Origin of the sequence: Leucobacter sp. M11 (genome assembly GCF_035726885.1) — a bacterium.
Lineage (GTDB): Bacteria > Actinomycetota > Actinomycetes > Actinomycetales > Microbacteriaceae > JAPFRB01.
Genome location: NZ_JAPFRB010000004.1, coordinates 39,389 through 60,440 on the forward strand (window position 1 = coordinate 39,389; position 21,052 = coordinate 60,440).

Sequence of the window (21,052 nt, forward strand, 5' to 3'; positions counted from 1 at the left end):
TGCTCGGCTCCCGAGTCGTCTGGACCGACGGCGCGGATCACCCCATGAACACCCCGAAGGAGAAGATCGGCGTGAGCGCCGCCGAGCGGGAGCGCGCCGGGGCCTCCGGCAGCATGGCAATCCGCTCCATCTCCTTCGTCTCCGCCTTCGTGCGCGCCGAGCGCATCCGCGAGCTGGGTCTGCCACTCGTCGACTACTTCCTCTGGAATGACGACTTCGAGTTCAGCGCCCGCGTCCTGCGCGGCCGCCGGGGGCTTTACGTGCCCGAGTCCGTGGTGACGCACAAGACGAAGGTCCGCGGCTCCAGCGACGCCGACCCCGGCCCCCGGTTCTACTACGAGGTCCGCAACAAGCTCTGGGTGTTCCTCCGCTCCGACGCCCTCAGCGTGTGGGAGAAGGCCCTGTACTCGGCGGCGACCACCCGGCGCTGGTTCCGCACCTTCCGTTCCTCCTCGAACCGCATGCAGCTGCGCGACTGCCTGCGCCGCGGCTGGCGGGACGGCTGGCGGTCCCGGCCGCGGCCGAACCGGGCGGTGCTCGCCTCGGCGGGGGTGCCCGCCGACGTGCTCGAGCGGATCGGGCACCTCGAATGAGCCCCGACCGCGAGGCAGCAGACGCCGCAAACGCAGCTGACACCGCGAGCGGCCTCCCCGCTTTCACCCTGCTCATGCCGGTGTACCGGGCCGATCAGCCCGAGCACGTCCGCATCGCGCTGGAGAGCTCGGTCGCCGGGCAGCGCCTGATGCCCTCGGAGGTTGTGATCGTGCAGGACGGCCCCGTGCCGGACGCCCTCGCGGCCGAACTGGATCTCCTGCAGGAGGAGTCGCCGGTGCCCGTGCAGCTCGTCGTGTTGCCCGAGAACCGCGGCCTCACCGAGGCGCTGAACGCGGGCCTCGCGGCCGCCAGCTCCCCGGTCATCGCCCGCATCGACGCCGACGACTTCTCGACGCCGGAGCGCTTCGCGACCCAGCTGCCGCTGATCGCGGACGGGCACGACCTCGTCGGCTCGGGGATGTACGAGTTCGCCGAGGACCCGGCCGTGCCGGGCAGCGTCCGCGTCCCGCCCGTCGGTGCGGCGCGCATCCGCGAGCACGCCCGCACCCACAACCCCTTCAACCACCCCACGATGGTCTACCGCCGCCGGGCGCTCGCCGAGATCGGCGACTACGCCGAGTTCGGGCAGATGGAGGACTACTGGCTCGGCATCCGGCTCATCAACGCGGGGGCACGCGTCGAGAACATCGCCGAACCCCTCGTCGGCTACCGCGTGGGCGCCGGGGCCTTCGCCCGCCGCGGCGGCTGGGCGCAGGCCCGCACCGAGTGGCGCTTACAGGGTGAGCTCCGCAGGATGGGTTTCATCACCACGGCCCAGTACCTCCGCAACGTCGTCATTAAGGGCGCCTACCGCCTCATCCCGACAGGCCTCCGCGAGCGCCTGTTCCGCCGCTTCGTGGCCGGCGGGTTGCGCGGGGACAGGTAGGACGAAGCACACCACGGGAACCCATTGTTTCTCGTTCAGACAGGTTCTTGGAGAAAATTCTTTTTCCTTGAAGTTGTAAGTCGACGTGATGTAAGTCAACTTCCAGATGAACAGAGGGGTTTTGCTCGTCGGCTCACAGAAAGGAGGGATTTTGTATTTCTTTTCTGAGGGATAAGTGAGTTCTGTAGGGCAAAGATATTGCTGGCTCAGAACAGGAGCCCGTGTGAGCGTTATCTGAAAATAGCTTTGAAGACTTCAGAAACAAAACCGAGTAATCAACTCGGGAAAATTGAGATCGCTACGTACGTGTTACCTGGCTAGGTGCGCGAATAGGTCTTCCCACTCATCAAGAATCATTTCAAGATCAAATTTGTTTTTGATGTGTTGCAAACCAGCAGCTCCGTATTCTTTCCGGAGGTCTGCATCTTCAACGAGGGTACGGATACCCTGGGCGAGTGCTCCTTGATCACCAGGGGGTACAAGAATTCCGGTGACGTCTGGGGTGATGATTTCACCGATACCAGGGGCACAATCATAGGCGACACTGGGCACTCCGTGGATACTCGCTTCCATCAACGCAAGAGGAAGACCTTCGTAACGCGAAGACTGAACATGGACGCTTGCGCTCTTCAAAGCTGTCTTGGGGTCGTCTGTCTGTCCCATCAGAATTACAGAATTTTCGAGATTGAGGCTCTTTATTTTTGATTCAAGCTGTTCACGTTCGGGGCCTTCGCCATATAGATGGAGCTGCCAACCGTTGACTGATTCAGGAATCATCGACCAGGCGCTGATCATGTCTCCGAGAGATTTTTGGTGATTGTATCGTCCGAGAGAAACTGCGATACGGGCGTCCAAAGGAGCAGGTGCTGTAGAAGGAGACTCAATCGGGTTCAAGACAAAGGTGGAATGGTTAAAACCAGCTTTCCTAAATTCCGCAGCGTCGTGTGCTGTCAAACAGACGAATTGGTCATCGTTTGGATACGCGCTGAGGACTCGTCTGAGATCCGGGCCGCGTTTCGCGGCTTGAAAAGAATTATGATACTGGGAAACGACAGAAAATCTTCCTCGCCTGTTTTCGAAATCAACGACGTTGCCAATTCGTTCCCGAGCGTAGACTTGGGTGAAAATCACGAGAGTTTCTTTACCATACTGGGAGAACTGTTGGCTAGCGGCATCTGCCACTGAGACTCTGAACCGCTCGAGGGCCTTCTCGAAACGATAATTCTGAAAACGGGTCCCAAAAAACTTGGTGAAATCTTTTCGATACGGTGGCTTCCGGGATCCAACTAACGTCCACTCAGGAACGCTCGCCGGGTATGGCATTCTTTCGCCGTCGAGGGAATCATTGATGGCGCCAAACTCTACTTCGTAGCCGCGGGACTGTAGCCCGAGACCTAGTACAGAGGTGAACTTTGAAACACCCCCGAGATCTGCCAACTGGTTTTGTACGAATACAATTTTTTGAAACTTCTTAGGCACGTGATTCTCCTTCGACCAGCCGGCTGACTGAGCGAGCAGCAGCCTGGCCATCTTCTACTCCGCAGAATCGATCAATGAATCTTTGATGCGCTGTGCCAACCGAATTCGTGAGGGCAGAGCGAACGGCCGGATAGAGGTTTTCCTCCTCCTCGATGAAATATCCAGGGTTCTCTTCTCGAAGATCGAAATATGACCCGCGACTGCTCCCCGCGTACTGGTCGTAATCCGGAGCATAGATCAAGATAGGCTTTTTTAGGAGCGCGTAGTCGAACATGACCGATGAGTAATCTGTGATCAAGAGGTCTGCTGCCGCATAGAGCTCGTTGATGTTTCCGTAATCTGACACATCGATGCAGAATCCCTTGAAACGTTCTTCTAGCCGGAAACGGTTGAGATAGTGCGACCGGACGAGGAGGACAATATCTTCACCCAACTCTTGCAACCACTTCTCTATATCGAAGGTGAGAGATGCCGACTGTGTCCGGTTCCTAAGATTCTCTCGGAACGTAGGTGCATACAGAACTACCTTTGTCCCCTCGGGAATATCGAGCTTCCTCCGCGAGGCTTTCGAAGCTCCTGCAATAGAAAGTAGCTCATCGTTCCTGGGACTCCCGTAGCGAAGAAGCTCACCTTCGTAGTTAAAGGCAGGAACAAAAACGTCCTCGAAATAGGGAGAAGGTACGTTAAGAATGTCCCATTTTTTCGTGTGTTGGTTCAGCCGTTCAGCAGCTTGGGATCCACCGAAACGGATCTCGTCGTGACCCATCCGCTTAAATGGAATCCCATGCCAAGTTTGGAGATATCTTTGTTTTTCTCGCTTCACAAAATAGAAGGGGAAACTTTGATTATCCACGAGATACTTTGCACGTGAAAGCGCTCGTAAATAACCGTATGAACCACGTCGGACTACTGTGACTGAGTTCGGGAGGTCATTTTCGACTTGGTGTGATCCTTGCGAAACCCAAACATACTGGAAACCGGGGTGCTGAGCCTTCATGCTTTCGAATACCGCTCGGGGACTGTCGTATGCGCTGAGACCAAGGTGGGATTCGAAGAGCGCGAGTTTATCGTCCAAAGGACGTTTCCGTAGAAGCGGATAGATGATTTTCAACCCAGTGGGGCCTGTCGCTCGGAATAAGTGCTTGAGCTTAGCTTTCTGTTTCGCGAGACCACGAACAGGAGTCAGTAAAGTCTTCAGGACAGACCGGAAAATCGTTCCTCTCCCAGAGCTCAGAATTTCAAGGACACCAGGCTTATCCTTTTCCGAGGTGAAAGCCCAATGGTCTCCGAGGAAAGCTCCGATTCGAGATGTATCACGGAGCTTCAGATCATTGGGATCGGCAAAGACGAGCGGAGCTTGATTTGTGGAGCCTCCTTGGAGGGTTGTTTGTACAGTAAAGAACCTTCCCTCTGTCTCTCTCAGTGAGGCTCTGCTGGGGAGCGGGAACGTCACTTTCCAAGCAACTGCTCCTGGGAGAACGGAGAGATCTGCGTGTTTTATGACGTTGCTCGAGCGAGAATGGTTTTGCAAATGAATGCTGAAGAGCGTGCCTGGACTACTCAGCTTTCCGAGGGGATCTGAGGAATGCCCTTTAATAGTGAAATCATGACCGTTCACAATGATTTCCTCGGCATAATGCAGGTACGGCACCTGCGAATGAGGAAGACGGTGAATTCTCCCACCATCTACAGCACTGAGCCTTGCTGCTAAAGGTTCGGTGGCAGCACGGTTTTCTATGATATCCCGTGACCAAACGACTCCAGCGTCTGTCTGGAGGTATTTTCCAGTGGCGACTCTGAGCTTCATGCCCAAAATGAGCGTGCGTACGCCCTCGAGATCATCTGCCAGAGCGCAGGCATACAGTGCACGCTCTTCGGCGGTCACAGACTCCCAGGCTACGTCAGAGACTCTTCGAATGAACGATTTAATTTCCGTGAGGACCTGGTATCCCCAGTCATCGTCAGATCCGAGAACATCATTCAGATACAACCGGAGGTGATGCCGGAGTACCTTCTGCTCGACCTGTGCTCTGACCTCTTCGCTGCTGCCTGAATAGGTTTCCTCGATAATGCTTACGGCGTGTAATCTATCCCGAAGGTTTTTGATTGTTTCACGCTGGTTGCTGATGGATTTCCGCACCTCGTCGGGGTAGACATGCCACCAGTACACAGTTTCTGGAATAGTGACTACCCCTTGTGCTTGGACCATGCTCCATGCAGAGAACACGAGATCCTCGTAATGCATGTCTTCAGGAAAACGCAGCCCGGTGCGGTGAAAGAAGTTTGTCAGATACAGCTTGTTCGTGACGGCAGTGTCATGAATCTGGATTGGACGTTCATTAATATTCTCGAAATATGCTCCGTCGAGGTAGAGCCTCGGGTACCAGGGTTCGCTCTTCCCGTCCTCCACGAAGACCCGAATCATTTTTCCGCTGGCTATTTCTGAGCCAGTTCTCTCCGCTGCGGTGAGGAGATTCTTCACTGCATGACGTTCTAGGGTGTCGTCAGAGTCTAGGAACATCACATATTTTCCCCGGGCAAGCTCCATCGCTTGGTTTCTTGGTGCGCCGCAACCTCCTGAGTTTTTCGCAAGCCGATGGTAGCGAACTCGAGAATCAGAGCGACAGAGCTCTTCTGCAACGACGGGGGTGTCATCAGTGGAGTGGTCATCCGAAATGATTACTTCCAGGTTGTGCATCGTTTGATCAAGTACAGACTGCACAGCTACGGGCAGATGCTCTGAGTCGTTATACCCAATCACGACGACAGTTACGTCAGGCAACTTCGATTGCAAATTATCGGTAACTAAACTGGGCATAAAGAAACAAATTCTTTCGGTAATTCGGTACTCGATGCATTCCTTTAATGAGGAAGCGAATGTACCTATATTTTGGTTCTGTTATGAATGAACTGCAAATTTTCAATGAACGTTTGAATGGTCAGTTTACCCGTGCACTCCTTGTTGGGGAGAGTTAGCTCTTAAGCATCTCAATCGCGTCGTTCACGGGGCCGTCGAAAACCTGCTTTCCCTTGCGGATGACGATTCCACGGTCGCAGAGGTCTTTCACCGTGCCCGTGTCATGGCTGACAACGACCATAGTTTTTCCCTGCTCGATGAGTTCTCGGATTTTCTTCCGACATTTCTCTCGAAAGGGTGCGTCTCCGACAGAAAGGATCTCGTCGACGAGCAGAATGTCCAGTTCGGTATGGATCGCGACGGAGAAAGCAAGCCGTAAGAACATGCCGGAGGAGTAGTGCTTGACCTCGTTGTCGATGAACTCCCCAATCTCGGAGAATGCAACAATTTCATCGAAACGTGCTTCGATCTCTTGTTTGTTCATGCCGAGAATCGCGGCATTTAAATAGACATTTTCGCGTCCGGTGAGGTCGGGGTGAAAGCCAGCTCCCACTTCGATGAGGCCTGCGACTCGGCCTCGGGTAAGTACCCGGCCGGCATCCGGACGGAGTACTCCGGAAATTGTCTTCAACAGTGTTGATTTTCCCGATCCGTTGTAGCCCAAAATTGCAACGGATTCGCCCTCGTTTACCACGAAGCTGATGTCGTTCAGCGCATTGAACTCCGAGTGCAGTTTCTTTCGTTTCAGGAAACCAATGAAGGTCTCCTTGAAGGAATGGGTGTGTTTAATCACAAAGGTCTTCCGAACGCCATCAACAATGATGCTGGGGGCCTTAGATGTTTTGAGCAAAGCTGCCCTCCAACTTTTTAAAGACGAGTTGGCCGATGACAAGAGTTCCGATGGCAATCAGAAGTCCCCAACCCGCGTTTGCCCAAAGCATGTCGGGTCGAACTGGGTCGTTTGAGACCACGGGAAGCCAGAAGGCATTATGGAATAGCTCAACAGCAGAGGTGACAGGGTTGATCATGTACAGCTCAAACAACCAAGACGGTGCTCGGTCGTGGACCATATCCCAGGTGTACAAGACGGGAGAAGCCCAGGTTGCAAACATCAAAATAATGTCGACGATATTGCGCGCATCACGATAGGCAACGTTTATTGCGCCAAAGAACAGCCCGAGACCGAGGGCGAAAATTACGATGATCAGCATGCCTAGCAAGAAAGCGGCGACCTGAACGAAGGAGAATGTCCAGCCGACGAAGAGCGCAACTACAAGCAGGATCGCGGCTTGCGGGAGGAAGTGCACGAGGGCAACTCCCACTGCCGAGATGGGGAACAACTCGCGGGGGAGATAAATCTTCTTCACCAGAGCTTTGTTATCCACAATCGCTGTGGTCGCGTTCCTCAGCGCCTCAGTGAAGAGGTTAATTGCGACAATCCCAGAGAACAGGTACACCGGAAATGCCTCAACCCCACGGTTTACCTGAAGAATGACTCCGATTACCAAGTAGTACATCAGGAACTGGGCGGCCGGGCGCACGTACGACCAGACCCAACCGAGCACCGAGCCGTGGTAGCGGGTCGCGATGCCCTTCTTCAGCAGCAGCGAGAGCAGGTACCGGTACTTGAAGACATCAAAAATGCCTTTTCCCGTGCCCGGAGTCTGGAACTCGCGTTCATCGAATGAGGTTTGACTGGTCACGACAGGCAAGTTTACCGCTCTCCCTGTCACAAACCCGTGAATCGCTGAGAAGCCGACAGATGATCTCGAAAACCCGGGAGCGGGGGGCCGGAAAACAGAGTAATTATTTCGGCGCAGGCAACGGTGTGACAGGATCGAGGGTATGAAGAAGCCCACCGCCGTTCTGGCCGCAGTGCTCACAATCTCGTCACTGTGTTTCACGGGGAACGCAGCGGCCTTAGGTGTGGAGACTTCAGAACCTGAACCCACGGCGACCGTCACCCGCCAGACCCCGGAGCTTCCGCCCACGCAGAACCCAGAAGACGCTGACCCAAGCGAGGACGGCGACGAACAACTCGGAACCGACGAGGGAACAGATGCCGCCGGTACCGAGAGCGAGTTTCCCGCGGGGGAAGATAGCGCTGAGGATGATGTCGCGGACGGCACGGATGCTGACGCGGTTGACGGAAATCAGTCCCCGGCGCCGGAGCCGAGTACGTCTGAAACCCCTGCTCCGGAGACTGCCAACGAGGGGGATACCGCCGAGGACATCATCGACGTCGAAGTGAATCCGTTGGCAACTCCCGGTGAATCCGCAGCCCGTGCCTTTGCCGCACCAACCCAGTTGGGGAGTAACCGGGTGAGTACCAGGCTGGCGGGCAATGACCGCTTCTCCACAGCGATCGCCCTGTCGAAACACTCACACCCGCAAACCGCGGATACGGCCTTCGTAGCCATGGGGCTCGATTACCCGGACTCCCTTAGCGCTGCCCCGGTTGCCGCAGCAAAGGGTGCCCCGCTCCTGCTCTCACACAGCACAGCGCTGACGGCTTCGACGGCCGCTGAGCTGCGCCGGCTCAAACCGAAAACCATCGTGCTTGTCGGAGGCACCGGGGTGCTGAACCAGAACGTCGAAAACGCCGCCAAACAGATCGCCGGAAAGGTCGTCCGCATCGGGGGTGCTGACCGGTACGAAACCTCGCTCGCGCTGATCCGGTACGGCTGGTCAAAAACCGCCGGAGTGTTTGTTGCGTCAGGAAACGGCTACGCAGACGCGCTGTCGGCCGGTTCCGCGGCCGGGGCGACCGGGCAGCCCGTGTTGCTCGTTCCCGGTACCGCGAACGCAGCCTCGACAAACACGCTGAACACGTTGAAAGCTCTCGGGGTGACAAAGCTCAGCATCGCCGGCGGCACCGGATCGGTCAGCACCGCGATGGAGCAAAGTTTGAAGCAGGGCGCCACTCGGACCGTGGCCCGCTACGGCGGCAGCGACCGGTACGAGACCTCTGCCCGTATTGTCACGGGCACCTTCCCCGGCGCTCCGAGTGTGTACCTCGCATCGGGAATGGACTTCCCGGACGCGCTCGGGGCAACCGTGGCTGCTGGTAAGGCCGCCTCGCCCCTGCTACTCGTTCAGCAAAACTGCATTCCCAGCACCGTGTACACGGCGCACGACCGGGTGAAACCGCAGCGTACCTTCGTCGTTGGCGGTACCGGGGTTATGGGTGCGGGAGTCTTGAATGGGAACGAGTGCCTGCCCGGGAAGCCCTCATTTATTGACCAGGCGAGCTGGGACGGCATTGCCACGGTGTACCGGGAGACGAACGCGCTGCGGTACGGTGCCGGAGTCAGCGGCGCACGGCTCAAGGAGAACGTCGGAGATTACCCCGCGTTCCGCTGGTCAAAGACCATGTCGACCGCCGGTTACCAGCACAACCCGAACGTCTACAAGAACCTGCCCTGGGCGCAGGGAGAGAACATCGCCTGGTCGACCGGATACACGACCGTGGAGTCTTCCGGGACGGCGATCGCGGGCTTCTGGCGGGATTCTCCCGCACACTATAAGAACGTCACCTCCGTGTGGGCCGGCAAGCGGACCTTGTTCAGCGTCGGGTTTTTCCGGGCCAAGGACGGACGCGACTACGCAACGCTGATCGTGGGGTACTAGCGTGCCCCACGCCTCGGGCGGGGGCACGGTCGCGGGCACAGAGAGTTCAGCACCCCTCTCGACGACCGGGGCTGGGGGCGCGCTCGAGCGGAACTACTGCGTCCGGGTCAGCTCAGCAACCGTGACGCGGAGATCCCCCTGACGTTGCCACCAGACGAGGGCAGCGTGCAGCTCGCTCAGCGTCTCGGGCAGGTTCGCAGCCGTCACGAAGAACTCCCCGGCGGTGTATGCCTCAACGAGCGCATCGCGCTGCTCGGCGGGGATGCCCGCCCGCTCCATCCCGACCGTGTTCACGCCTCGAATCCGTGCGGGGGAGCCAAATACCTTCGTGAAGGGCGGAACGTCGCGGGTAACCGGGGTGCCCATGCCGATCATCGCCCCGTGTCCGAGCACGGTGCGCTGGTGCACGACCGCGTTCATACCGAGATTGACTCGGTCACCGATCACGCAGTGGCCGCCGACGGAGACCCCAGCGGAGACGGTCGCGTCCTCGCCCAGGAGGACATCGTGGGCGAGATAGGCGCGGTTGAGTACCCAGCTCCGAGCCCCAACGGTCGTTTCCCGGTAGCTGCCCTGATGGATCACGGCCCCCTCGCGGATGACCGCGCCGGCCCCGATGCGGACCCCCGCGTGCTGAAGATCGCCGGCCCAGGCCGCGTTCTGCTGGAGGTTGCTCATCTCCGGGGGCGCGCCGATCTGGGCGCCCGGACCGATCCAGGCCCCGTCATCGATCACGCAGGGACCGAGCACGACGGCCCCCGGCCCGATCGTGACGTTGCTGCCGAGCGTGATGCCCTCGCCGACGAAGGCGGCGGGGCTGATGCGCTCGGTCACGCCCGACCCTCACGGACGTCGAGTGAGGTGCTGAGCTTCGCGGACTCGATTGCAGCCTCGGCGATGCGCAGGGTTTCGAGCCCCTCACGCAGCGTCACGGTCTCGGCACGGGTGCCGAGGATGGCGTCGCGGAACGCCTCGTGCTCAGACTTCAGGGGCTCGCGCTTCTCCAACGCGTATCGGGTGACGGTGCCCTCGCTGACGCCGCGGAACGCGGTGATCGCGTCCCACTCGCCCTGGAAGGTGCCGTTCTCGTAGAAGGTGAGATCAGCGGTGATCGTGTCCGCGACGAGCGCGCCCTTCTCGCCCGTGACGATCGTGAGCCGCTCCTTGAACGGGCTGAGCCAGTTCACCAGGTGGTTCACGATGATGCCGTTCTCGAGGCGACCGGTCATCGAGATCATGTCCTCGTGCTCCCGACCGCTCCGGAACGCGGTGTGCGCCGCGACGGTCTCGTAGGGGGACTGCGCCAGCCAGGCGGTGAGATCAATGTCGTGGCTGCCGAGGTCTTTGACGACGCCGACGTCGGCAATCCGGGCGGGGAAGGGGCCCTGCCGGCGGGTCTGGATCTGGTAGACGTCCCCGAGCTGTCCCTCGGCGAGCCGCTGGCGCAGGCTCATGAGCGCCGGGTTGAACCGCTCCACGTGGCCAACCGCCGCGACGAGGCCGTTCGCCTCGAACAGCTGGACGAGGCGGGTGGCGGCTTCGAGGTCATGCGCAACCGGCTTCTCGATGAGGGTGTGCACACCCGCCTCGGCGAGCGCGAGGCCGACCGGCTCGTGGTAGATCGTGGGAACCGCGACCACGGCGGCGTCGATGCCGTGGGCGATCAGCTCCTCCACTTGCGAGAACAGCGGGGTGTCACCCGCAACGCCGTGGGGGTCGCCCATGGCATCGCAGAGGCCGACGAGTTCGATGCCGTCGATTTCCCGGAGGACGCGCGCGTGGTGGCGTCCCATCATGCCGAGGCCGATCAGTCCAAAACGGAGTGTCATGAGGGAGTGCTCTCCAATTCGCCGCGGGCTGGCCCGCGATTTTCGCGTGGGTACGACACATATTCTACTCGGGGCACAGCTGAGCTTGGGATGTGCCCGCGCGGTGCATTGAGCCAGAGACGCATTGCCCTCTAGGGTGGGGAGCACACCGCGGACGGTTGCCGGGGACAATCGTCCGCCCGAGGACTTCAGGAGCGAGCATGCCCGCAACCACCCGCCGCACCCGGGCGTTGGGTGCGCTCCTCACCCTGGGGTTCATCGTCGGGGGCCTGTTCGCAGCCTCGCCGCTGCCCCCCGCCACGCCCGCGCAGGCGGCTCCCGTCGTGGGCTTCAAAGCTGGCAACATCATCTCCGATCAACTCTTCTTCAATGGCAACGCGATGACCGCAGCGGAGGTCCAGTCCTTCCTGAACAAGCAGGTGCCGCGGTGCACGATCGGCGACCCCGGCCGCAAGCCGGGCTCGGCCTGGGAGAACACGAAGATCGCGACGACGTGTTTGCGGAACTACTCGTCAGCGACGAAGAGCCGGCCGGCAACCGAGTTTTGTGGGGCCTACTCTGGCGCAGCGAAAGAAACCGCGGCTCAGATCCTCGCGAAGGCGGGCAAGGCCTGCGGGATCAGCCAGAAAGTCTTGTTAGTCCTTCTGGAGAAGGAGCAGAGTCTCGTGTCCGACTCCTGGCCGACCGTTCTGCAGTTCCAGAGCGCGACGGGCTTCGGATGCCCGGACACCGCCGCGTGCTCAAGCGCCTCATACGGGCTGGTTGAGCAGTTGTACAACGCCGCGAGCCAGTTCCAGCGTTACGCCAAGTACCCGAAGCAGTATCGGCATCAGCCGAAAGCCACGAATAACGTGTACTGGCACCCGTCGGACCTCGAACCCGAGAAGTGGGGATACACTTGCGGCACCGGGCCGGTGTTCATTGAGAACAAGGCCACCGCTGGGCTCTACAACTACACGCCGTATCAGCCAAACCAATCGGCGATCAACGCTGGCTGGGGCACGGGAGATCGCTGCGCGAGTTACGGCAACCGAAACTTTTATTCGTTCTACACGCTCTGGTTTGGCTCCACGCAATCAATCGAGGTGCACGCCAACCTGCAGAAGCTGTACGCCTCCCTCGGCGGTGCGACCGGGAGGTATCAGAAACCCACTGCGACCGCGGTGGCCGGCCCGGGCGGAGGAATCCGCCAGGAGTTCCAGGGCGGAACTCTCTACTGGTCAAAGAACACCGGAGCGGCAGCAGTTGCGGGAGGTATCCGAGGGCACTTCAACAGCTCCGGCGGTGCCGGAGGGAAGTACGGATATCCCAAGGGCACTGAACGCCGCTACGCCGATGGTAGCTACTCGCAGGACTTCTACGCCGGACAGGTTTTTTGGCGCCCCAGCGGTACGGTGACCGCTGTGATGGGCGCGACTCGTGGCGTCTACCTTCGTGAGGGCGGCGCGACCGGGCACCTCGGTTTCCCCACAGGGTCAGCATCAACCGGCTCAAACGGGCGCATGAAGCAATCGTTCGAGCGGGGCGTCCTGTCCTGGGTGCCGCGCTCTGGGGAGTTCACGCAGTACGGCTCGTCCAGCTCCAGCACTCGGAAGTAACCAGGTTGCGGGAGCTGGACTGAATTCGCTGAGCCCGTTCCAGCGACCCAACGGACGATATCGCGATTAGGACACAGAGCAACCGGTGATCTCGTAGAGAGTTGCGCCTTCTTCAGCCGCGATCTCGGTGAGCACATGCGAATCGTCCACGCTTGTCACCCCGTCAAAGGGCTCTGCCCGAGGGGTATCCGGGAAGACATAGTCCGTCCCGAAATCAAGCACGTGCGTTACGCCAAGTTCTTGTGCTGATTCGCAAGCGTCAACGGAACCAAAGCGGAGCAGCTCAGCTGCCCGGAACTCGGTTTCGGAGTAGACCCCTCCCGTGTGGGGGAAGACGACGTGACGGTCTGCGAGGGCGTAGGCGAGGCTGCTCCCGTTCCAGGGGTTTCCGATGATGAGCGCGTCCTCTGGGACGAGGTCAGGAAGGGCCTCGAGGAGCTCGCGTTCCGGGAAACTGAGCAACTTTGGATTCTCGATATCGTTGTAGCGCCAGTTCAGTTCGCTGATCTCGTTGTAGATTCCCGGTCCTTGCAAGGCCCCTGCCAATGCGGTCAACGCGAGAGTGGCGGTGACACAACGCCACCTGCGTGTCACCCGAGGCCCAGACGAGCCGCCACGTTGCGTGGCGAATCGGTTCAGCCCGACGCGGAACATCGCAGTGAACGCGGTGGCGGCAAGGACCGCGAGCGGGATCGCCAGCACGGGCAGGAGCGCGGCGAGGCGGAAGGAGTCGTTGTACCAGGCTCCGATCAGCGCGGTGCGCCACTGGGATTCCGGCATTCCCCGGGCTAAGCCGTAAGCAGCGATCGCAACGGCATAGCTCACCAGCAGCCAGCGGTTGCTGCGACGGAGGAGGAGCAGCAGCGCACCGATCAGGACAAGCGCTGTGAGGAGCAGCGCGTCGCCCGGCATCCGAGTCGCATTCCCGAGAGCATCACCTACCGCCTCCCGGAACAGCGTGTCACCCTCCCACCCGTTGTCCGAGGTGGTCCCGGTTTGCCAGAGCGCGACGGCGGTCAAGAGGAAAGCGAGGAGCCCTGCAACGGCCAGGAAAAGACGGAGCAGGCTGAAGCGCGCTCGAAGCATCTGGATGGTTGCTGCGATGAGTGCGGGGAACCCGATGAACGCGAACGCGAAGAGGGCGTTTGGGTGCGCAAGAGTTGCTGCCCCCAGGGAGCCCAGGAGCAGTACCCACAGCGTCGGCGCGCTGAGGGGCAGCGCCCGGCGCGCAGGTCCCAATCGAAGGAGCGCGAGGAGCACAGCCAAGGGGTACGCGAGCAGAGCCGTTGAGAGGAGATTCGGGTAGAGCACCCCGAAATGGACGAGCATCAAGGGGAACGCCGAAAACCCAGTCAAGAACAAACCAGCGAGGACCGTCGCGGTACGGGACGGTCCGACGATCGCCTGGGTAAAGGCCACCATGCCGACGGGCCAGACCACGGCAGCTGTCACGAAGACCGCAGCGTTTGTTGCGAGCGGAATGCTTGCCCCGGTGAGTGACACGATCAGGGCGACAAAACCATGCCAGAGGGTCGGGTAGAAGCCTGACATATCCGGGCCCGTGACCATTGTCATCGCGAGCGGTGAGGCGTTCTCCGTCTCGAGTACGAACTGAACCGCATTGAGATGGAAAATAGCATCGTACGTTTGCGAGATTGCCTCGGGGAATTTGATCCCCCGCACGAGCTGCCAGGCGATAATAAGACCGCCGGCAGCAGCACTCCCGAGCGGCAACCACAATCGTTGCCCGGGGGAACGAGGATCCACCGGGGTCCCGAGCCATCGACGCACGATGAAGAGTATGGCTGCCAGACCCATGGCTGAGACAAGAGCGCTGAGCGGCCCGAAAGGTACGCCGGCCACGCCGAGAGCGAGCGAGGAGAGCGCCAGCACAGCGAATGCGGCGGGCACCGTGGCGAAGACAGCCGCGAACCCGCGCAGGCGCAAGGCCAATGCCGCGGGGGCGCCCAATACCGCGATGATAGCAACTCCGACGAGCACTACCGGGGCAAAGCCCAACCAGCTCATCACGAGGCGTTATCTCGATTCCGCTGCTCTATGCGAGCTTCCATGAGCGCAACGGCTCGGCTCAGCTCGGTGATTTTCGCTTCATTTCGAGCACGAGTCCGCTCCGAAGCAACAACGTAGAGCAGGGCAGCCACGATAAACAGGTAGAGCAAGAGATCCGTGCCGCGGCCGACGCCGACAAGCTGTGCGGTCCAGGTCAGGGCGTTCGGGAAGATGATTGCGAGAATTGCCCCTGCGACAAAGAGGAGGGCGATGATGCGCTTGACGGCGAGCGAGCTGTCTTGCGGGAGGGCTCGGGTACCGAGAACGGCGATGATCACGACGCCGACCACGAGGAGAAATTGGATGAGATTCACGGCGGGCCTATCGGATCACGAGGTCGACGAGGATGTTCACAGAGTTGAGTAGCGATTGCCCCTTGGCCTTGGAATAATCGGTGTAGATGACTTCCACGGGGTGCTCAGCCCAGGGCAAGCCGGTCCGGCCGAGACGAACCACGATTTCGGTGGCGTGCGCCATCCGGTCCTGACGGAGTTTCACCTGCCGCAGCGCGTCGTCGCGGATAACACGGAGCCCGTTGTGCGCATCGGTGAGCTTTAACTTGGTGCTCCAGTTGGTAAACGCGATCGCGGTCTTCAGGACGATTTTTTTCAGCAGACCCGGGTTCGTCCGGTCGTCGAGGAAGCGTGAGCCGAAGACGATTGCGAGGTCTTGTTCTCGAGCGAGTTTGAGCATCGCTTGAGCATCCTCGACCCGGTGCTGGCCGTCCGCGTCGAAGGTAACGACATAGCGGGCACCCTGAACGAGCGAGAATTCAAAACCGGTTTGCAGAGCAGCGCCCTGGCCAAGGTTGATGGGGTGGTACACCACTCGAGCCCCAGCGGCCTCTGCGATTGTGGCGGACCCATCGTTCGAGCCATCATCAACGCAGACCACGTTGGGGAAGGACGGGAGCAGCCCGGCGATCACCTCTCCGATCACCGTTGCCTCGTTGTACAGAGGGATGACGACCCAGGTGTCATCGTTCGACTGATCCGAGGGGGGACTCCCGGGCTGTTCAAGACTCATAGCGCTATTGTGTCAGATGCACCTGTCGGGTTCCCCGGCGCACTCGTACGAAAGGCAACTATCCATGACTGCACCCTTCATACCCCCGGCCAAGCCGATCATCGGGGCCGAGGAGCGCGCCGCGGTTGACCGCGTCATGCAGTCGGGAATGCTGGCTCAGGGGCCGGAGGTCGCAGCCTTCGAGCGCGAGTTTGGTGAACACTTCGTGAACGGCCGTGAAACTGTTGCCGTGAACTCGGGAACGAGCGGACTGCATTTGGGGCTTCTCGCGGCGGGTGTTGGCCCCGGCGACGAAGTCATCGTGCCCTCTTTTACCTTTGCCGCGACCGGAAACACCGTTACTCTGACCGGGGCAACGCCCGTGTTCGTGGATATCGAACCAGAGTTCTTCACGCTGTCGCCGGCTGCCGTGCGCGCCGCAATCACGCCCCGGACCAAGGGCATCATGCCGGTGCACCTGTACGGACACCCGTTCCTCGCGACCGAGATGCGTCAGATTGCGGATGAGCATGGCTTGATGCTGTTTGAGGATGCCGCGCAGGCGCATGGAGCTAGCTGGGGTGGTGCCCCGGTAGGAACTCTCGGGGACTTTGCGATGTTTAGTCTGTATCCCACCAAGAACATGACCAGTGGCGAGGGGGGGATGGTCAGCTGCGCGACCCCTGAGCTCGCGCGTCAGGTGAGGCTCCTTCGGAACCAGGGCATGGAAACTCAATACGCGAACGAGATCGCCGGGTTTAACAACCGGATGACGGATCTCCATGCTGCTATCGGGCGGGTCCAGCTCACCAAAGTCGATGCTTGGACGGAGCAGCGTCGAAACAACGCGGCTACCCTCGACGCCGGTCTTGCCGGGCTGTCCGGGGTCAGCACTCCCAAAGTGCATCCGGACGCAGCACACGTCTACCACCAGTACACCATTCGGGTGGATGCGACAGAGCGCAATCGGATCGTCACCGCACTGAAAGAAGAACACGGGGTCGGCTCGGGCGTGTATTACCCGATCCCGAACCACCGTCTTCCTTCGCTTGCACACTTTGCCCCGGCGTTGGAGCTGCCCGAGACCGAGCGCGCCGCCAGCGAGGTCCTTTCCCTGCCAGTGCACCCCTCGCTGAGTGCCGGGGACCTCGACCGAATCGTGACCGCGGTGCAGAAGGTCGTCGGCGCGGGGGCTTGATGCCGAGAAACAGACCAGTGTCCACAGGCCACGTGGAGCAGCCGACCGAACAGGCAACCGTTTCGTCAACCCCTCTCGCACGAGTGTTGGTGACGAGTCGGCTTTTCGCCCCGGAACCTGCAGCCGCCTCATTCCGCTTGCGGGCAGTGGCCAACGCCCTTGATCGGTCCGGGGCACACGTGCAGGTCTTGACGACTAAAGCGCCCGCCGCTCTCGCGGGGAACTCAGACGGCACCCGCTCCGGAGTCAGGGTGAGCCGCGCACCCGTACTCAGAGATCGAGACGGATATGTGCGTGGGTACCTTCAATATTTGAGCTTTGATCTGCTCTTAGCCTTCCGGATGCTGTTCCGGAAACGCCCGGCGCTGGTGCTCACTGAGCCCCCGCCAACGACAGGGGCGGTCGTACGGGTGATCTGCGCAATCCGTCGGGTCCCGTATGCGTACTATGCTGCCGATATCTGGGCTGATGCGGTCGGAGCTGTCGATACCCCTGGCGTCGTGACACGGCTGGTCCGTTGGACGGAGCTCTTTGCGCTGCGTGGAGCCGCACGCGTGCTGTCGGTCAGCCAGGGGGTCACCCAGAGGCTCGCGGAGCTCGGCATTTCAGACACAGTGCGGACGATCGGGAACGGAATCGACATCGAGACCTTCTCGTCTGACGGGCCTCGGGAAAGCCTGGACGGGCCGGTGCTGCTGTACGCGGGAACCGCTTCAGAGGTTCACGGAGCTGGGATTTTCCTCGAAGCCTTTGAACACGTGCTGGCCGTTCGGCCTGAGGCTCGTCTGGTGTTCCTTGGACAGGGCAGCGATCGACCGGCAATAGAGCAGGCGGCGGAACGTTTTCCCGGCGGCACGGTTCGCTTCTTCCCACGTGCGGAGGCGGACAGCGTTGCTGCGTGGCTCCGAGGGGCGGCAGCCTCATTGGCCAGCGTCCGTCCAGAGCAGAACTACGATTTTGCCTTTCCCACGAAACTGTACGCCTCTGCTGCGGTTGGGACCCCAATGATCTTTACTGGAGTTGGCCCGGGGGCAGGTTTTGTCCGCGAGAGCCAGGGAGGGTGGGCGGTACCGTATACCGTCGAAGCTGTTGCGACGGCCATGATCGCCGCGGTCGACCAGGCTTCAGCGGATGAGCACAGTGTGAGCCGTGAGCGGCTCTCTGACTGGGCACGAAAGACGATCGGGCTTGATGGGGTTGCTGACCGGGCCGTGGTGGCCTTGCGCGAAGTTGCTCGTCATACGGCACCTCGGGACAGCAAAGACCCCAACCCGGCTCCCAATAACACAGAAGGACGTTCTCGGTGAACAGCTTGTGGACCACACTGCAACGGCTTATGCCGTTGCTCCCCGCGAAAGCTCGGAGCTTCCTGGTCTGGTATTCAGTACTCAGTTCGTTGCTCGCGCTCCTCGACGTCGCGGCCCTGGGTCTCATCGCACTCTCCATGACTGGCATGGTGCAGGGCAATCCAGTCGTTCTGCCGCTGGTGGGGGAGGTCGGCCCTGACGGGTATATCTGGATTCTGGTGCTCTGTTGCTCCCTGATTATCGGAAAATCAGTGTTGTCAATTCTGCTGCAGTGGCGGGCAACTCGACGGTTCGCTTCCTTCGAGCTCGAGATTGGTGATCGGCTCTTCGGCGCGTACATTCGTGCCCCGTGGACCGAGCGGCTCCAGCGAACCACCTCGCAGCTGGTCCGCATGGCAGACGTGGGCATCGCTGCGGTTATTGCTGGGTTTCTCCTCCCTATCACGACACTTCCCACTCTGCTCACCACTTCGGTGGCGGTGATCGGTGTTCTCGTTTTTGCCCAGCCGCTGACCGCTCTCGTGACCCTCGTCTATCTCGGGTTGATTGCTCTGTTGCTGTACTTTTGGGTCTCTCGAAAGTCGGTGCAGGCGGGCCGCGTCAACCGGGACTACTCCTTCCGAGTTGCCGCGCTCATGACCGAAATGGTCGGAGCACTCAAAGAGATCACGCTCCGGAACAAAGCCGGAGAGGTTGCAGGGGTCATTCACGAGAACCGAATCCACACCACCCGGGCGCGAGCCAACTTGAGCTTTCTCGGGGCCGTACCGAAATTTGTGCTGGAATCAGCGCTGATTGGCGGATTCGTCCTGGTAGGGGGCGCCGGGTACCTGACCGGGGGAGCTCCGGAGGCGTTTGCTGCGGTGGCGTTGTTTGCGGTGGCAGGTTTTCGGCTGGTGCCCTCTCTGACGGGGTTCCAGGCAATCGTCACGCAGACTCACTCGAACTTGCCGCAGGTGCAGGCGGTCATGGACGATATCGATCTCGCACAGGGATACCTGGAACGAGCGGAGATCATCGGCCATCGGCCTCTCACTCAGGATCCGAAGCTGCTCGAGTTCACAGAGGTTGCCTTCACGTATCCCGGAGGCGATTCTCCCGCGGTTCACGGGCTCAATCTTCGTGTGCCCATGGGGTCAACTGTCGGATTAGTCGGTTCTTCGGGGGCAGGAAAATCCACCGTCGTCGACCTTATTTTGGGGCTGCTGGTTCCATCCTCCGGGAAGATCGAGGTCGACGGGGAACCGATCGAGGAAGTCCTTGCGGACTGGCGGTCCCGCGTCGGCTATGTGCCACAGGACGTAGCACTTTTTGACGGAACCGTCGCTCAAAATATTGCCTTGACCTGGGGTGGAGATATCGACCTTGATCGGGTTCAACAAGCGCTCGAACGTGCCCAGCTCTGGGACGTGATTCGACAGCGACCGGGAGGGCTGCTCGGGAAAGTCGGGGAGCGGGGTATGTCCCTGTCCGGAGGACAGCGGCAACGAATGGGCATCGCCCGGGCGCTGTACAGCGACCCATTGATCCTTGTGCTCGACGAGGCGACGAGCGCTCTCGACACAAAGACTGAGTCCGATGTCGCCCGTGCGATCACCGAGCTTCGCGGCGAGGTCACGGTCGTTGCTGTCGCACACCGGCTCTCCACTATTCGTGACAGCGACCAGGTGCTCTTTATGCGGGACGGTCAGGTCGCCGCACAGGGAACCTTCGAGGAACTTGTTGAGGCAGTCCCTGACTTTGCGGTTCAGGCCGCCCTCGCCGGGCTCGCGGAGTCCCCGAAATCGCAGCCACGAGACTCCTCAATACATTCGGAAGATGATCCCTCCGCAGACGCGATCGGAGAACTCCGATGACTAGACCAAAACTGCTCATTTTTTCGTTCTCCCCGATCGTCAATGATGCTCGAGTACTGAAACAGGTAGCCCTGTTTCGCGATGACTACGAGGTGACGACCTGCGGCTATGGAGACGCGCCAGAGGGTGTTGCCGAGCACATTCGAATTCCCGATGATCGTGTCATTTACGACCTCTACGGGCGCTACATCACCCTCCGGCAGTACCGGGCGGTGTACAGCAGGCTCGGGGCAGTCCGCTGGTGTCGAAAACACCTGAAGCCCGGCCGTTGGGATGTCATTCTTGCCAATGACGTCGAGACGGTTCCACTGGCGTTGGAGCTCAAAGCTCCAAGCGGTGTGCACGCCGACCTGCACGAGTACACCCCCCGGATGAAAGAACACAATCCGGCCTGGAAACAGAAGATCTCCCCCTACTATGTGTGGCTGTGTCGAAAGTATGTCACCCGCGCTGACTCCTGGACGACTGTCAGCCGGGGACTTGCAAACGAATACCAGCGAGTATTCGGGTTCGCCCCTGAGCTCGTGACCAACGCCGCACCCTACCAAAAACGGCGTCCGCTCCCCGTGTCCACTCCTTTGCGACTGGTACACAGCGGAGCGTGCCTCCGGGACCGGAACCTGCTCGATATGATCGACGGCGTTGCGCTCGCGGAACGTCAGGTCACGCTCGATCTGTTTCTGACGAAAAACGATCCCGCCTACCATGCGGAGCTAGTGAATCGAGCCGCGCAGATACCCGGT

Annotated in this window: 16 protein-coding genes and 1 pseudogene; 8 read left to right on the forward strand and 9 right to left on the reverse strand. The window is 60.2% G+C overall.

What is annotated here, in order from left to right; translation table 11 throughout:
- A pseudogene (locus OOT08_RS12175) lies at nucleotides 1-593 on the forward strand (glycosyltransferase); the annotation flags it as partial.
- Nucleotides 590-1,480 (forward strand): glycosyltransferase, encoded by an 891-nt coding sequence (locus OOT08_RS12180; RefSeq protein ID WP_325092991.1) that lies wholly within the window; start codon nucleotides 590-592, stop codon nucleotides 1,478-1,480. The pseudogene OOT08_RS12175 and the gene OOT08_RS12180, both read left to right, overlap by 4 nt.
- A 309-nt stretch (nucleotides 1,481-1,789) precedes the next feature.
- Here OOT08_RS12180 and OOT08_RS12185 read toward each other — a convergent pair whose 3' ends face one another.
- The 4 genes from OOT08_RS12185 to OOT08_RS12200 form a co-directional block, all read right to left on the reverse strand.
- Entirely contained in the window at nucleotides 1,790-2,959 is a 1,170-nt protein-coding gene (locus OOT08_RS12185; protein ID WP_325092992.1) for a glycosyltransferase, read from the reverse strand.
- Nucleotides 2,952-5,777 (reverse strand): bifunctional glycosyltransferase/CDP-glycerol:glycerophosphate glycerophosphotransferase, encoded by a 2,826-nt coding sequence (locus tag OOT08_RS12190; RefSeq protein ID WP_325092994.1) that lies wholly within the window; start codon nucleotides 5,775-5,777, stop codon nucleotides 2,952-2,954. The genes OOT08_RS12185 and OOT08_RS12190 overlap by 8 nt, the downstream gene beginning before the upstream one ends.
- 154 nt (nucleotides 5,778-5,931) lie before the next feature.
- Nucleotides 5,932-6,609: an ABC transporter ATP-binding protein gene (locus tag OOT08_RS12195; protein ID WP_442916242.1), complete on the reverse strand. Its 678-nt coding sequence runs from the start codon at nucleotides 6,607-6,609 to the stop codon at nucleotides 5,932-5,934.
- Nucleotides 6,610-6,649: 40 nt separating this feature from the next.
- On the reverse strand, nucleotides 6,650-7,519 hold the full coding sequence (locus tag OOT08_RS12200) for an ABC transporter permease (RefSeq protein ID WP_325092998.1): 870 nt from the start codon (nucleotides 7,517-7,519) through the stop codon (nucleotides 6,650-6,652).
- A gap of 142 nt (nucleotides 7,520-7,661) precedes the next feature.
- Here OOT08_RS12200 and OOT08_RS12205 point away from each other — a divergent pair, with 142 nt between their 5' ends.
- Nucleotides 7,662-9,446: a cell wall-binding repeat-containing protein gene (locus OOT08_RS12205; protein ID WP_325093000.1), complete on the forward strand. Its 1,785-nt coding sequence runs from the start codon at nucleotides 7,662-7,664 to the stop codon at nucleotides 9,444-9,446.
- Between the two features lie 93 nt (nucleotides 9,447-9,539).
- On the opposite strand, the gene OOT08_RS12210 is transcribed toward OOT08_RS12205, so the two are convergent.
- Both OOT08_RS12210 and OOT08_RS12215 read right to left on the reverse strand, forming a co-directional pair.
- A complete protein-coding gene (locus tag OOT08_RS12210) occupies nucleotides 9,540-10,280 on the reverse strand; it encodes a DapH/DapD/GlmU-related protein (RefSeq protein WP_325093002.1) in 741 nt (246 codons plus the stop codon).
- Complete coding sequence (locus tag OOT08_RS12215; RefSeq protein ID WP_325093004.1) at nucleotides 10,277-11,275, reverse strand: Gfo/Idh/MocA family oxidoreductase; 999 nt, start codon at nucleotides 11,273-11,275, stop codon at nucleotides 10,277-10,279. Before OOT08_RS12215 ends, OOT08_RS12210 begins: the two co-directional genes overlap by 4 nt.
- A 200-nt stretch (nucleotides 11,276-11,475) precedes the next feature.
- Between OOT08_RS12215 and OOT08_RS12220 the strand changes: the two genes are divergently transcribed.
- Complete coding sequence (locus OOT08_RS12220; protein WP_325093006.1) at nucleotides 11,476-12,873, forward strand: LGFP repeat-containing protein; 1,398 nt, start codon at nucleotides 11,476-11,478, stop codon at nucleotides 12,871-12,873.
- Between the two features lie 66 nt (nucleotides 12,874-12,939).
- On the opposite strand, the gene OOT08_RS12225 is transcribed toward OOT08_RS12220, so the two are convergent.
- From OOT08_RS12225 to OOT08_RS12235, 3 genes are read right to left on the reverse strand one after another with little or no spacing between them, the layout of a single operon-like run.
- Complete coding sequence (locus OOT08_RS12225) at nucleotides 12,940-14,901, reverse strand: DUF6541 family protein (RefSeq protein ID WP_325093646.1); 1,962 nt, start codon at nucleotides 14,899-14,901, stop codon at nucleotides 12,940-12,942.
- The gene (locus OOT08_RS12230; RefSeq protein ID WP_325093007.1) at nucleotides 14,901-15,257 is read right to left on the reverse strand and encodes a DUF2304 domain-containing protein; all 357 of its coding nucleotides are present in this window, start codon (nucleotides 15,255-15,257) and stop codon (nucleotides 14,901-14,903) included. Before OOT08_RS12230 ends, OOT08_RS12225 begins: the two co-directional genes overlap by 1 nt.
- A gap of 7 nt (nucleotides 15,258-15,264) precedes the next feature.
- Nucleotides 15,265-15,969 (reverse strand): glycosyltransferase family 2 protein, encoded by a 705-nt coding sequence (locus tag OOT08_RS12235; RefSeq protein ID WP_325093009.1) that lies wholly within the window; start codon nucleotides 15,967-15,969, stop codon nucleotides 15,265-15,267.
- A 64-nt stretch (nucleotides 15,970-16,033) separates the two neighbouring features.
- On the opposite strand from OOT08_RS12235, the gene OOT08_RS12240 reads away from it, so the two are divergent.
- The 4 genes from OOT08_RS12240 to OOT08_RS12255 form a co-directional block, all read left to right on the forward strand.
- Nucleotides 16,034-17,146 carry a DegT/DnrJ/EryC1/StrS family aminotransferase gene (locus tag OOT08_RS12240; protein WP_325093011.1) on the forward strand — a complete coding sequence of 371 codons (1,113 nt, stop codon included), beginning with the start codon at nucleotides 16,034-16,036 and terminating at the stop codon, nucleotides 17,144-17,146.
- On the forward strand, nucleotides 17,146-18,453 hold the full coding sequence (locus tag OOT08_RS12245) for a glycosyltransferase family 4 protein (RefSeq protein WP_325093647.1): 1,308 nt from the start codon (nucleotides 17,146-17,148) through the stop codon (nucleotides 18,451-18,453). The genes OOT08_RS12240 and OOT08_RS12245 overlap by 1 nt, the downstream gene beginning before the upstream one ends.
- A complete protein-coding gene (locus OOT08_RS12250) occupies nucleotides 18,450-20,309 on the forward strand; it encodes an ABC transporter ATP-binding protein (RefSeq protein ID WP_325093012.1) in 1,860 nt (619 codons plus the stop codon). Before OOT08_RS12245 ends, OOT08_RS12250 begins: the two co-directional genes overlap by 4 nt.
- A partial coding sequence (locus OOT08_RS12255) for a glycosyltransferase (RefSeq protein ID WP_325093013.1) occupies nucleotides 20,306-21,052 on the forward strand: 747 nt, incomplete at its 3' end. The genes OOT08_RS12250 and OOT08_RS12255, both read left to right, overlap by 4 nt.

Excerpts from the sequence above, each read along its gene's own strand:
- OOT08_RS12180 (WP_325092991.1), top strand. The coding sequence starts at position 590 with ATGAGCCCCGACCGCGAGGCAGCAGACGCCGCAAACGCAGCTGACACC.
- OOT08_RS12190 (WP_325092994.1), bottom strand. The coding sequence starts at position 5,777 with ATGCCCAGTTTAGTTACCGATAATTTGCAATCGAAGTTGCCTGACGTA.
- OOT08_RS12205 (WP_325093000.1), top strand. The coding sequence starts at position 7,662 with ATGAAGAAGCCCACCGCCGTTCTGGCCGCAGTGCTCACAATCTCGTCA.
- OOT08_RS12215 (WP_325093004.1), bottom strand. The coding sequence starts at position 11,275 with ATGACACTCCGTTTTGGACTGATCGGCCTCGGCATGATGGGACGCCAC.
- OOT08_RS12220 (WP_325093006.1), top strand. The coding sequence starts at position 11,476 with ATGCCCGCAACCACCCGCCGCACCCGGGCGTTGGGTGCGCTCCTCACC.
- OOT08_RS12225 (WP_325093646.1), bottom strand. The coding sequence starts at position 14,901 with ATGAGCTGGTTGGGCTTTGCCCCGGTAGTGCTCGTCGGAGTTGCTATC.
- OOT08_RS12235 (WP_325093009.1), bottom strand. The coding sequence starts at position 15,969 with ATGAGTCTTGAACAGCCCGGGAGTCCCCCCTCGGATCAGTCGAACGAT.
- OOT08_RS12240 (WP_325093011.1), top strand. The coding sequence starts at position 16,034 with ATGACTGCACCCTTCATACCCCCGGCCAAGCCGATCATCGGGGCCGAG.
- OOT08_RS12245 (WP_325093647.1), top strand. The coding sequence starts at position 17,146 with ATGCCGAGAAACAGACCAGTGTCCACAGGCCACGTGGAGCAGCCGACC.